Below are 12,947 nucleotides of genomic sequence, written 5' to 3' on the forward strand. Positions count from 1 at the left end.
GTGCTTGCCACCCTTTAAGTGGTACCCCGTACGGGATTTGAACCCGTGTTACCGGCGTGAGAGGCCGGCGTCCTAGGCCGCTAGACGAACGGGGCTTAGAACTGTGACAACATTGTTTGACGCGAGTTACTGCGTTAAATCGCTATCACTGCTGGCCTACCAGGACTCGAACCTAGAATGACGGTACCAGAAACCGTAGTGTTGCCAATTACACCATAGGCCATTATTGCTGTTAACTAGCTCAGGGCTTTAACCCCTCGCTGCTCGCTGCAACGGTTTATTACTATATCCAGCGCTACCGATACACACAAATCGCAAGTTCAGGATACATTTCCGGGGCGTTAGGAATGAACCCTAACGCCCCGAAATGACAGCCATGTGAGACTACTTAATGGATCTACTCAGCGCTCCACGGCGTGAGAGCACTCGCAGCCTTGAGGCGGGCCAAAGTGGACTCCTTGCCCAGCAGCTCCATGGACTCAAACAGCGGCGGCGAGACCTGCTGGCCCGAGATCGCAACGCGCAGGGCGCCGTAAGCCTTGCGGGGCTTGAGGCCGAGGTCGTCGATAAGCGCGGCGGAGAGAACCTTCTCAATCTCCTCCGTCTTCCACTCCCCGAGCTCCTCCAGCTTGGCGATGGAAACCTCCAGCGGCTGAACCGCATCCTCCTTGAGGTTCTTCCGGGCCGCCTTCTCATCTAGCTCCAGCTCAGCGTCCGGCGTGGTCAGGAAGGACATGAGGCCATAGGCGTCGGACAGCGTCTTAATGCGTGTCTGCACCAGATCTGCAGCGAAAGCGAACTTCTCCTCGGGATAGTCTGCCGGGAAGTCGGTGTACTCAGTCAGGTAGTCGCGCAGGCGCTGAGCAAAGTCTGCTGGCTCCAGCAAGCGAATGTGGTCGGCATTGATGGCCTCGAGCTTCTTCTGGTCGAAGCGAGCTGGGTTGCCCAACACGTCGTGGACGTCGAAGTTGGCGATGAGCTCGTCGACAGAGAAGATGTCCTGGTCCGCGGACAGGGACCAGCCCAACAGCGACAGGTAGTTGAGCATGCCCTCCGGGATGATGCCGTTGTCGCGGTGATTGAACAGGTTGGACTGTGGGTCACGCTTGGAAAGCTTCTTGTTCCCCTCACCCATCACGAAGGGCAAGTGGCCAAACTCAGGCGTCTTCTTGGCAATGTCGAGCTCTACGAGCGCCTCGTAGAGGGCGAGCTGGCGCGGCGTGGAAGACAGGAGGTCCTCTCCGCGCAGGACGTGGGTAACTCCCATGAGCGCATCGTCGACCGGATTAACCAGGGTATAGAGCGGCGCACCGTTCGAGCGCGCCACGACGTAGTCGGGCTGGGTCTCCGATTTGAAGGTCATCTCGCCGCGCACCAGGTCGGTCCAGGACCAATCCTTGTCCGGCATGCGCAGGCGCCAGACCGGCTTGCGGCCCTCCGCCTCGAAAGCGTCGATCTGCTCCTGGGTGAGGTCGCGGTCGAAGTTGTCGTAGCCCAGCTGCGGGTCGCGGCCGGCTGCCTTGTGGCGCTCCTGCACCTCTTCGTTGGTGGAGTAGGCCGGATAGACGTAGCCGCCATCCTTCAGCTTCTGCAGGACGTCGGCGTAGATGTCCATGCGCTGCGACTGGCGGTAAGGCTCGTCCGGGCCGCCGACGTTGACTCCTTCATCCCAGCCGAGGCCAAGCCAGTTCAGGGAGTCGATGATGGCCTGGTAGGACTCCTCGGAGTCACGGGCAGCATCGGTGTCCTCGATGCGGAAGATCAGCGTACCGCCAGTGTGGCGGGCATAAGCCCAGTTGAACAGAGCCGTGCGGACCATGCCCACGTGGGGCGTGCCGGTAGGCGAAGGGCAGAAACGGACGCGGACGTCGGATGTCGGTTTAGTCATGTCCCCCATCGTAGTTCAGCGCCGCATCGCCGCACTGGCCGCCCCACTTGGGGGTAATTGAACCCCTTTTCCACTAAGCGTGAACTGGACTTTCTGCGCAAGCTTAACGGGACTGAGTTCCATTACCTATAGTGAAACTCTCGTCAAAGAACTGAAGAAAGGTGCCAGACTGTGGCTCGAACTCGCTATATGGCGCTTTTAACCTGCGCCACGCTTCTCTTCTCCCCCGCTACCGCCGTCGCTGGGCCCGACGACGGCAAACACGTAGCCACTCAGACACATATTGATTCCCCCAAAACCTTTTGGGAGGACAATTCCCTCCACCTCAAGAGCCATTCAGCGGACTCCAACCACGAACTAGCCGATACCGTGACCTGGGTAGGCAAAGGATGGAACCAGAACGGCACCAACCAATACCAGTTCACGGTGCCAGAGGACCCCGCGCTCGCTTTTGTGGGAAAGCCGGGCGAAACGTATTACATGGCGCCGGCCAGTGTCCAAGGAAGCCTGGACCCGGTCTGGATGGGCTTTGGCGCGGACACAGAACTGCCTGTTGGCGACTTCCGCGACAACATCGCGTCCTTGGACCTCCTCAGCGTTGACGGCCCCGGTGAGGTCGAGATGTTTGGCTATTATCCTGGCCCCGGCGGCCTGCAGCGTTTCTTTGGGACCACCGAGGGCGCTCCGCATTCCGCATGGCTGACCAGCGGCACGCATACCCACAACTACACGGTCTTTTCCAAGCCTGGACGCTATGAGCTCACCTATCAAACGAGCGCGCGGGGCAAGGATGGTTCGTTGATTACCTCCGAGCCCACGACCACCTCGATCCAAGTCGGCGGGCAGCGTCCCGCTGATGAGAAAACGCCTTCCCTCAAAGAGCGCTTTGACCAGGCTTCCTCAGGCGATGCCAGCCAGAAGGACTACCGCCTGAGCATCACGCCCAAGAAATCCGGGGACAAGGACGGGGATGAGCGCCTTTCCTCCATCGATTTCTCTAGCGGCAGCGACGGCACGCTTACGCTGCTGATCGACGGCTACTTCCTCACCGATCTAGCCGTGAAAGATGGCAAGGCACACTTCGATGAATTCTTAGGGCCCGAGGACTCAACAATCCAAGCTGTGTACACCCCAGAGGACGGCAGCCCGCGCTGGGTGAGCGAGGAGCTTGCCTACTCTGAGAACGCTGAGCTTTCCACCACCTCGAAGACGTCCGCAGAGTCCTGGACCGAGACCACAAACCCCCGCCAGCTCTTCTCTGGAGAAGAGGTTTCGCTATCTGACACGGGACTGGCCGCGCGCGCTGTTCCGGAGGGCGAGGACGCCACCCGCATCATCGTGGAGGCAACCGATAAGAACCTGGAAGGCTACGTGCACGGCGGCTTCTTTAGCAAGGGAAGCTCGCTTCCGGACACCGGTTTCGACGGCACGATCACCCGCGGCCGCGCGGAATTTGTCGTCGGCGCCGATGCAAACTTCAACGGCAATACCGTGCGCCTCGATATTCTTCCGCACCCGAGCATCACGCAAGAGTCCGGCAGCATCACGCTGACCGACAATTTCGCCTTCGGGCAAAAGTACGAGGGCATGGGCAGACTCGGTACTGGGGCTCAGGCTCCTGCGCCAGCCCCGGATAACGGCCCGAAACCGGACGCGGGAGAACACACTGGTACCTGTGCTGACAAGGTAGTGCTTGACCGCGGCCACGTCGACGTTGCGGTTACCCGTGACGGCGATGAGTTTCTCACCCGCTTGAAGGATGAAACGGCCCTCGTGGACAAGAAAACTGTGCAGCGCCCGCTCGATGACGTCGTCCTCGCGGTGCACGACAACGCGCTGCGCTCCCGCCCCGCCGCACTTAAAGGCAAGGACTTCGATTACCTAGGCAAGGAAAAGTTCTTCCTCCTCCCGCAGACCCAGGAGCAAAGCATCATCTGGCCGGGCTATAACACTCAGGCCCTCAACTACAAGGACTATAAAGACGGCAAAGTCACGCTCAACATCAAGCCCGTGGAGATGCCAGAGGGTGCGCAGGTAGGCCTTTTCACTGCCGAAGGCTTGGGCAAGGTGTTCACCCCGCTGATCAATACCGCGGAGGGTGATTACTCCATCGAGACCACTTTTGCTTCGCACACCCACACCAATTGGGCGTTTACCAAGCCGGGCATCTACAAGCTCGAGGTCACCTATTCGGCCACCACCACAGAGGGCAAGGACATCTCCTCTGCGCCCCAAACGCTCACCGTCGCAGCGGGTGATGCCGCAATCAAAGACTGTGCGAACTCGAAGGACGGAAACGAAGGCGAAGACACCCCGAAGCCAGGTGAGGAAAAGCCCGGAGATAAGCCAGGCGATAAGAAACCAGGCGATAACCAGCCTGGTGGCCAGAAAGGCAAGACGTCCTCTCTTCCCAAGCTCGAAAGCCTGTGGGGGCTCGTGCTCCCGGTTGTCTTGGCCATCATCTTCCAAGGTTTCCTCAACTTCTACAACGATCACCGCGACCAAATTGCGGCGCGGTTCACTGGCCTGCTTCCCCGCTAGAAAGGACACACTGGATTGCCCTCCACATCACCACGCACTGCTCAGAGCCTGAACGTGCGCCAGAACAGTGCACTGCTGAAAACCAGCGCCGCCGTGTTCACCATTGTCGCGACATTGTGTGTAGCCGTCCTTGGCTCCCCGGCGTCAGCGCGAGCTGATAGCGAGCTCATCGATTCCGGACACGTCGATGCCTTTTATGTCTCCGCGCCAGGCGGTCAACTGACCTTGTCGATGAAGGAGGACGTCACCGGCAGTGGCGTCGTCCGGCCCGGCAACGATGTCATCCTCAAAGTCGCAGAAGAAGCATGGAGCGAGGCGACCGAGCGCATCGACGGCATCGGTATGCCCACGTATTACCTTCCCCAAACCCAGGACAGCTCGCTGCTGTGGCCGGGATGGGATACCCAGGCGGCGCAATCGGCTGGCTATAAAGACGTTAACTTCGAATTCGTCGAGGTCACCGGTCCTGGTGACGTCTTTATCTTCGAAACGGCTGGCTTCGGCGATATCCAGCCGGTCACCGATGCCGGCGAGCTCGACCTCGTGTCTGGTGATGTCATCAACCAGGCTTACCCGGCGCATCGCCACGTTAACTGGGCTTTTAGTGAACCGGGTATCTACACCATGACTGTCCAGGCGGAATCCAACGGCGATACGAGTAATCAGGTCACCTATACCTGGGATGTCGGAGATGGTGACGCCGCGCCGCAGGAGTCCGGGGACGAGGAACCCGCCACCGTTAATGGTGATGACGGCACCGAAGACCACCACGAGGCAGAGCTGGGCGACGCCTCCCCTGAGCAACCGGCATCCTCTGCCTCCGGGGCACGCTCGGGAGGTGGAAACGCTGGCGGAGGTACCCGCGCAGCCGGAACCAGGAACGCGAAGCAACAGGCAAGCAGCAAGGAGCGTAAAGAGCGCGGAGAAAGGAAAGAGCGCAAGCCTTCTCACCGCTCCACCGGGGCCGCGGACGGGGAGAATGTGGACACCGTCGCTGCGGCCGGCTACTACGACAGCGGGCAAAACCTGCTGCCGTGGGGCATCGGAATCCTGGGCTTAGGCATGCTCGTGCTGGGGTTGGCGCTAGCGCGCCTCGCGCTTTTGAAGGGCCGCGACTAATGCCACGGAAGGTTCGCACTCGGACGCAATACACCGCGCTCCTTTCCGCCATCTTTCTCGGCACATCCATGTTGAGTGGCTGCGCGAGCTCCACCAACGGAGACGATGGGAAGGTGAAGGTGGTGGCGACGACGCCGATACTGGGGGACGTCGCCAAGCACGTAGCCGGTGAGGATGCCACAGTGACCACGCTGATTCCTGCGGGAAAGGATCCACATACCTTTGAGCCGAGCCTGCGCTCAGTGCGCGATATCGCCAACGCCGACGTGTTGCTGTCCAATGGTTTTCTCCTCGAGCCGCAAAACCTGCTGAAGTCCTTGCGGGAGTCCTCGGATGTGCCCGTCACCGAAGTGGCGGACCAAGCATCTACACGCGGCGCGAAGCTCGTCCCCTTGGTAGAAAACGTTGCCCTCGATGCGGTGTGGTTGGGATTGCGCGTGCGTAACGCGGCCCCAGGTACCACGAGCGTCGACATGCGCCTGCTCGATGTGGAAGGACCCGGCGATGTCGCGGCCTACGTGGTCTCAACGTTCGGTACCCCTGAGCCGCTCTTTAACAGCGCTGACGGGATTGACCAGCACAACGATTCCACGACGCTGCCGGCTAATGCCCACACGCACGTCTCCTGGGCTTTTAGCAAGCCAGGTGTGTACCGGCTGAAGTTCGACGCAACAGACAGCTCCCCGCAGGAGTTCACGGTGGCGGTGGGCGTGAGCGCACCTGAGGGGATGCGCGCGCTCGATGCAGGTCACGTGGATATCACCGCGGACATGGCTACAGGAAAGCTCGACTTGGAGGATCAAGGCGAGCGCTTCGATCCGAGCACCACGGTGCTCAGCATCCCGAACACCGCTCTGCAGCAGATACCGCCGGATCCCTCCTACCGCTTCTTGGGCCGGCCCGGGGATGAGACCTATCTCCTGCCGCAAGCTGTCTTGGGCAAGCACATTCACGGCGAAGTAGACCCACATCTGTGGCATAACGCCGCCAATGTCATCAGCTTTACTGAGGTCATCGCTGAGCAACTTGCGCAAACAGATCCCTCGCACGGCGCGGACTACCGTGCCCGCGCACAGGACTACATCGCACAACTGCGGGGCGTCGACGACGAGGTTAATCAGCTCATCTCCGCTATTCCAGAGCGCAACCGCCACCTCGTCACACCCCACCACGGCTATGCCTACCTGGAACAAGGCTATGGCATTGATATTGCGGGCTTTGTTACTCCCAACCCGGCCATCGAGCCCTCGCCGCGCGATGTCATCGCGCTGCGCCGCACCTTGGAGAACCTCCAGCTTCCCGCGGTGTTCGTGGAGCCGACCCAACAAGCCAGCGCGGATGTCATCCGGGAAGCCGCCGAATCCCTCGGGGTGGCGGTGTGTCCCATTTACGGCGACACCCTCGATGACGCCGTACCGACGTATCTCGAACTCATGCGTTTCAACGCACACTCACTCAACCGCTGCCTTAGCAGCACAACATAAGGAATCTCATGTCTAATCGCACCCTCCGAACTTTCACTATGCCGCTTGCAGCAGCACTGAGCGCCGTGGCGCTGGCCTTCGCGCCCTCCGCCGCCTGGGCCGGGGATCTGGCTCAGGTTGTCAGCTCTGACGAAGAAGTGGCGGCACCAGGAACTGCTGCCGCTATCGATCACGGTCACGTCGACCTGGGCCTGCTGCTTAATGAAGGGCAAGCAGAATTCCTCGCCCGTGATGATTCAGCTGAAACGCCCGTGTGGCGTCAACCCGACGATGTGGTCTTCCAGGTGGGCGACAACGCCCTGTTGCCCCTGCCGGAGGACAAGGCTTTCTCCTTCGTCGGTGCCGAGCCCGGTTCGCAAGTATGGGTCGTTCCACAAACGGAACAGGCTGATGTGCCGTGGCTAGGTTGGAATACCCAGGCTCCTTCCCTCGAGGAGAACGTTGAGAGAGGAGTCACTATGGAGTTCCTGGGACACCAAGGCCCGGGTGAGTTCTCCCTCTTCTTGCAGAACGGCGGCTTCGAGGAACCGCAGTTGCTGTGGTCCACCGCCACCGGGGACTCAGAAGGCTTCTGGGTCGACTTGGGCACGCATACCCATGCCAATTGGGTGTTCACCGAGCCCGGCATCCACCAGGTGCGGGTCCGCATGAGCGGCGAAGGCGCGGGTGAAAGCGCCGGCAGCGAGGTAGCCGCCGAGGCTACGTTGACCTTTGCTGTAGGCGATGACACGGATGTCGCACAAGCTCAGGCAACAGAATGGGATTCAAACGCTGAATCCTCTGCCGATTCAAGCTCTGCATCGGCAACCGTGCCGGTATGGATCTGGGCGCTGGCCGGCGTGGGCATCCTCGTCCTTATCGGTGCCATTATCGCCGTCGTGCGTGCAAAGGGCGGCCAACGTGACTAGTCCCCTCATTTCAGTCAAGGACCTGTCCGTTTCGCTCTCCGGCCGCAGGGTCATCGACGCCGCCAGCCTGTCCGTACACCCTGGCGAATTCATCGGGCTCCTCGGCCCCAACGGCGCGGGTAAAACCACGCTGATGCGCGCCATCTTGGGGCTCGTCCCCTTCACCGGGACCATCGACGTGGGCACCTCGCTGGGTTATGTCCCTCAGCGTCACGACGTGGAATGGGACTTCCCCATCAGCGTGTCCAAAGCTGTGCTCAGCGGACGCACCGGACTGGTGGGCTGGTTCCGCCGTCCGGGACGTGCCGATAAACAAGCCGCCCGCCGCGCCATCGAGTTAACCAACTTGGAGGAATTTGCGCGGCGCCCCATCGCGCAGCTGTCCGGTGGCCAACGTCAGCGTGTACTCATCGCCCGGGCCTTAGCCTGCGAGCCTGAAGTGCTGCTTCTCGACGAACCATTTACCGGCCTCGACGCCCCCAACACCGAAGAGCTTCTACTTCTCTTTGACAAACTCACCGCCGATGGCACCAGTGTTGTCATGTCCACGCACAACCTCTCGGAGGCCGCGCATTCCTGCTCGCGGCTCGTGCTGTTTAACCGTGGAATCATCGCGGATGGTCCAGCGGAAGCGTTGCGCATGACCGCGCAGCCCTGGAGCGACACGTTCGGGGTCTCAGCTTCTTCTCCACTGCTTTCTGCGATTGGGGTGGCCGCATGATCGACATCTCGCTTTTCGAGTTCTTCCAGGATGTCACCAACCCACACTTGGACTTCCTGGCGCGTGCGGTGGGAATTTCTATCCTCGCCGCCATCGTGTGCGGTGTGGTGGGATGCTATGTCGTGCTGCGGGGCATGTCTTTCATCGGTGATGCTGTTTCCCACGCGGTCTTCCCAGGGCTGGCCATTGCCTTCGTGCTCCAGGGCTCAGTGTTGCTGGGCGGCGCCGTGGCGGGCTGCACCGTGGCGGTGCTCATCGCATGCTTCTCCCAGCGGCGCACGGTGCGCGAGGATTCCGTCATCGGAATCTTCTTCGCCGCCGCGTTTGCCCTCGGCATGGTGATCATCTCCCGAGTAGACGGCTACACAGCCTCGCTCACTAGCTTTCTCTTCGGCTCGCTCACGGGTGTCTCCCGCGCGGACCTTTACACCGCGTTCACCGTCACGGTGCTCATCGTGGCCACGGTTCTTCTCCTTGGACCCCAGCTCACCGCTACCTGCTTGGACAAGGAAACCGCCCGCGCGATGGGTCTTCCCGTCTTTGCTCTGGACATCGTGCTCTACCTCTGTGTTACGGGCGCAGTGGTTATCTCCGTGGGCACCATCGGCAACGTCCTCGTCCTCGCTCTGCTTATCACCCCGGCCGCGACTGCCCGCCTGCTCTGTGACTCGCTGGGCTCGATGATGCTCGCAGCTGCGGCGATCGGCTCCTTGGGTAGCTTCTTCGGAATCTACCTGGCATGGGCCATCGACCTTCCCGCCGGTGCCACCATCGTTCTACTCCTCACCGCGTGCTTCCTCGTGGCGTGGGTGCTCTCCCCTCTTATGCACTCCCGCCGCGCTTCCGCATCCACCTCGACATCACACACCTCGAAGGAGACCTTGTCCGCATGAATATTCTCCCAATGACACGTATGAACTACCGTCCCCTCGCTTTGACCGCATCCGCTGCTTTAGCGCTCAGCTCCCCGACGCTCATTCACGCTGCGCCGCCCGCCATCGCAGCCGAGCAGGCGAGCGGCACTTCCTGTGATGATGACTCCCTCCACGCCTTCAGCCGCGGACACCAAGACCTCGCTTTGGTCGGTGACTCGGGGGACCTAACCTTTTTAGCCCGCGATGATGAATCCGGTAAGGACTATGCCTCTGGGGAGTTCTACGTAGAAGTAGGCAGCAACGCTGCTTTCAATGAATCAACGGGGAGCGATATTCCATCGAGCGGTTGGCAAATCCCCCAAACCCAAGATCCGAATATCCCTTGGTTGGGGTTCAACACCAGCTACCTCGATGAGGCCACTGCGGCCGATGCCACTTTATCCTTGACGCTACACAGCGGCCCAGAAGGCGGGCGCATGGTGGGCTTTCAGAACACCGTGGGTGCTAACCCCACCGTGCTCTTTGACTCCGAGAACCCCGATATCACGTGGGATTATCCTGATCATTTCCACAGTCACACCGGGATCATCTTTAGCGAGCCGGGTGCCTATGCTGCCACTTTTACCTTCACCCTCAACGATGGCTCCGAGCACTCTATTGATGTGCCTTTCTTGGTTGGTGGCGCAGATATCTCTGAACTTTGCCAGCTGGAGTGGGGCTCGGGCGAAGGTGGCAGCGGTGGCTCGGGAAGCCCGAAGAACCGCCCCCAGCAGCTGGCCAAGGACATTAATGACACCTCCAAGGCCATCGCGCAGCTAGATAAGACGATGGACAAGACCTTCAAAGAGGCCGATACCTTCTTCAACGGTGGGAAGCCCTCCGATGCGAAGAAGGCGAAGGAGGAAAAGAACTCAGAGCGCTCCACGCGGGCCAGCGCGCGGAAGGAAACAAAACCAGAGAAAGAAACAGGGCCGAAAGAGCCAAGCGCAGCCAACACTGCGACCGGGCAAGGCCGGAATCCGACCCCCAACGCTACAGCCCACACTGCACAAGGACAGAGAGATTCAGCACAGCGTGGGACGTCGCGCAGCACGTCTGCCGCCGACGCCAAGGACTCGACGCGCAGCACCGCGTCCAATCACGAACGGAATGCCAGGAAAGAAGCAGCGGCACAGCGTCCGGCTTCTGATGTGCAAGAACAGTATGCTGACGGCGGAAACATCCAGGCTATGAGCTATGGAGCCCCGATGGTGGGCTTCTGGGCGGGCTTTTTGGCCGGCATGGGATCCCTGGCCCTACTGCTAGGAATTGGACTTTTCATCGCCGTGCAATTCTTCCGCCCGCGCAAGCGCGACTAGCACTACAGCCATGCGCACAGCCTGTACGGAGGGGGGGGATCTGGTTTCGGCACTAGCACAGCAAACAACTAGAGTTATTCCCTATGTGTGAAAACAGACCCTCTACCGCCCCTGACTTCCTCCTGTCCCGCGCGACGGGGTCTGTGCGTACCCAAGGCTCAGTGGCCACCTTCAGCGATGTTGACGCTGCCGTATCTGCACTGCGTGCCGGCACGGCGCCCATGGTTGTCGGCGCGCTGCCCTTCCACAAGGGTGACCCCGCGGCGCTGACCGTGCCGCGCAGCATCATCCGCGAGGACGGGCCGCTCGAACCGCACGCCTATTACCGCAGCGGCACGCTCAACGCGCGCGTGACTGGGTTTGACCCGGAGCCGGAGGAGCACCTGCGCCGCATCGAGGCGGCCATTGCCACGATCGAGGCCTCCAAGCTGGATAAGGTGGTGCTTGCACGCGCCGTCGACATCGAGTTCAATGCCCCGGTGGATCCGCTATTCGTTGCCGCGCGGCTGATTGATTTATCTTCCCACCGCGATGGCTTCATCGCCGACCTCACTCCGGCTGGACGCCCTGGCGCAATGTTCGTCGGCTCCTCCCCAGAGGTGCTGGTTAAGAAACAAGGTTCGACGGTCACGGCCTTCCCTCTGGCTGGCTCCGCGCCCCGCCAGGCAGATAAGGCACGCGATATCAAAGCGGGCCAAGACCTCCACAACTCCGCAAAGGACCTGCGCGAGCACGCCTTCGTGGTGGATCACATCCGCCGCATTCTGCAGCCGCTGTGCGAGACCCTCGATGCTCCCACGTCCCCGCAGCTGACCTCCACCAATGAGATGTGGCATCTGGGAACGCCGATCGCGGGAACCCTTAAGGATTCGAATATTACTGCGCTCGAGCTGGCCGAGCTGGTCTACCCCACCCCGGCTATTTGCGGCACCCCCACTGAGGCCGCACAAGCGCTGATCGAAACGGCTGAAACCGACCGCGGTTTCTACGCCGGCGCAGTTGGCTGGTGCGATGATTCCGGCGACGGCGAATACATGGTGGCCATCCGCTGCGCCGAGGTGGCCGGCGATGGCCTCTCCGCCCGCGCGTGGGCAGGCGGCGGAATCGTCGTGGATTCCGACCCGACAGCCGAGCTTCAGGAAACCACGGCTAAGCTGCGCACCATTTTGCGCGCGCTCAATCTTTAGAACAGCGTCTAAGCGCGCTCGATCGGGTTGGTCAGGCTACCCACGCCGGGGATCTCGATTTCGATGGTATCGCCCGGCACCATCGGCGCCGTACCAGCCGGGGAACCCGTCGTGATGACATCACCCGGCAGCAGCGTGTAGGACTGCGAGATCTCAGCGATGATGTGACCCATCTTCACAATCATCTGATCCGTATTGGAATCCTGCTTCTGCTCACGTTTGCCCTCGTGAGTGAGGTAGGCGTTAATCTTCTGGTCATCGAGATTGATGCAGTCCAAGTCCGTCTCAATCCACGGGCCCAGCGGGCAGAAGGTGTCGATGCCCTTCGCACGTGCCCACTGGCCATCCTGGAACTGCAGGTCGCGCGAAGAAACATCGTTACAGATCGTGTAGCCAACTACGTGATCGCGCCACTTCTCCGGATCAATATTCTTCGATACCTTAGAAATCACCACGGCGAGCTCGCCCTCGAACTCGACGTTGGTGGCGAACTCCGGGATCTTGATGGGTGCACCGGGGCCAATGACCGCGGTGGAGGGCTTGATAAAGATCGTCGGCGGCAGGTGCTCCGCGGATTCCTTGAAGACTTCCGCCACGTGGTCGGCGTAGTTGCGGCCCAGAGCCACGACCTTGGTGGGCAGAGTCGGCGCCAGCAAGCGCACCTCACTCAGCGGCCACTCGCGGCCAGTCGGCTCCGGTGGGGTAAACGGTGTGCCGGAAATTTCCTTGGCCACCAGCTGGTCAAGCGGGGCGTCGGCGGGGCCATCGATGATGGCGAAACAGATACCTTCGGTGTGAGCAATTCGTCCTAAACGCATAACGGCCATACTACTCGCAAGGATTTTTAACTCGCGATCAGGGGTCTT

The 12,947-nt window shown here is 60.8% G+C and carries 10 protein-coding genes and 2 tRNA genes; 8 read left to right on the forward strand and 4 right to left on the reverse strand.

Annotation, left to right across the window (positions count from 1 at the left end):
* Window positions 1–19: 19 nt before the first annotated feature.
* The 3 genes from HMPREF2743_RS05960 to gltX form a co-directional block, all read right to left on the reverse strand.
* A tRNA-Glu gene (locus HMPREF2743_RS05960) sits at window positions 20–95 on the reverse strand.
* Between the two features lie 56 nt (window positions 96–151).
* Window positions 152–223 (reverse strand) — tRNA-Gln (locus tag HMPREF2743_RS05965).
* Between the two features lie 174 nt (window positions 224–397).
* Window positions 398–1,897, reverse strand: a complete 1,500-nt coding sequence (gene gltX / locus HMPREF2743_RS05970; protein ID WP_070818381.1) for a glutamate--tRNA ligase — start codon at window positions 1,895–1,897, stop codon at window positions 398–400.
* Between the two features lie 162 nt (window positions 1,898–2,059).
* On the opposite strand from gltX, the gene HMPREF2743_RS05975 reads away from it, so the two are divergent.
* The 8 genes from HMPREF2743_RS05975 to HMPREF2743_RS06010 all read left to right on the forward strand — a co-directional run bounded on the left by HMPREF2743_RS05975 (window position 2,060) and on the right by HMPREF2743_RS06010 (window position 12,081).
* Window positions 2,060–4,429: a choice-of-anchor M domain-containing protein gene (locus HMPREF2743_RS05975; protein ID WP_070818382.1), complete on the forward strand. Its 2,370-nt coding sequence runs from the start codon at window positions 2,060–2,062 to the stop codon at window positions 4,427–4,429.
* 54 nt (window positions 4,430–4,483) lie between these two features.
* Window positions 4,484–5,548 carry a choice-of-anchor M domain-containing protein gene (locus tag HMPREF2743_RS05980; RefSeq protein WP_246824469.1) on the forward strand — a complete coding sequence of 355 codons (1,065 nt, stop codon included), beginning with the start codon at window positions 4,484–4,486 and terminating at the stop codon, window positions 5,546–5,548.
* Entirely contained in the window at window positions 5,548–7,032 is a 1,485-nt protein-coding gene (locus HMPREF2743_RS05985) for an anchored repeat ABC transporter, substrate-binding protein (protein ID WP_070818384.1), read from the forward strand. Before HMPREF2743_RS05980 ends, HMPREF2743_RS05985 begins: the two co-directional genes overlap by 1 nt.
* Window positions 7,033–7,040: 8 nt before the next feature.
* Window positions 7,041–7,940 (forward strand): choice-of-anchor M domain-containing protein, encoded by a 900-nt coding sequence (locus HMPREF2743_RS05990; protein WP_070818385.1) that lies wholly within the window; start codon window positions 7,041–7,043, stop codon window positions 7,938–7,940.
* A complete protein-coding gene (locus tag HMPREF2743_RS05995) occupies window positions 7,933–8,661 on the forward strand; it encodes an anchored repeat-type ABC transporter ATP-binding subunit (protein WP_070528580.1) in 729 nt (242 codons plus the stop codon). The genes HMPREF2743_RS05990 and HMPREF2743_RS05995 overlap by 8 nt, the downstream gene beginning before the upstream one ends.
* Complete coding sequence (locus tag HMPREF2743_RS06000) at window positions 8,658–9,554, forward strand: anchored repeat-type ABC transporter permease subunit (RefSeq protein ID WP_070528583.1); 897 nt, start codon at window positions 8,658–8,660, stop codon at window positions 9,552–9,554. Before HMPREF2743_RS05995 ends, HMPREF2743_RS06000 begins: the two co-directional genes overlap by 4 nt.
* Window positions 9,551–10,894, forward strand: a complete 1,344-nt coding sequence (locus HMPREF2743_RS06005; protein WP_070528586.1) for a choice-of-anchor M domain-containing protein — start codon at window positions 9,551–9,553, stop codon at window positions 10,892–10,894. The genes HMPREF2743_RS06000 and HMPREF2743_RS06005 overlap by 4 nt, the downstream gene beginning before the upstream one ends.
* Before the next feature lie 83 nt (window positions 10,895–10,977).
* On the forward strand, window positions 10,978–12,081 hold the full coding sequence (locus tag HMPREF2743_RS06010; RefSeq protein WP_070528591.1) for an isochorismate synthase: 1,104 nt from the start codon (window positions 10,978–10,980) through the stop codon (window positions 12,079–12,081).
* 8 nt (window positions 12,082–12,089) lie between these two features.
* Here the strand turns inward: HMPREF2743_RS06010 and HMPREF2743_RS06015 are convergent, their stop codons facing one another.
* Complete coding sequence (locus HMPREF2743_RS06015; RefSeq protein WP_210383650.1) at window positions 12,090–12,899, reverse strand: fumarylacetoacetate hydrolase family protein; 810 nt, start codon at window positions 12,897–12,899, stop codon at window positions 12,090–12,092.
* Window positions 12,900–12,947: the final 48 nt, after the last annotated feature.

Origin of the sequence: Corynebacterium sp. HMSC036D02, assembly GCF_001836165.1 — a bacterium.
Classification (GTDB): domain Bacteria; phylum Actinomycetota; class Actinomycetes; order Mycobacteriales; family Mycobacteriaceae; genus Corynebacterium.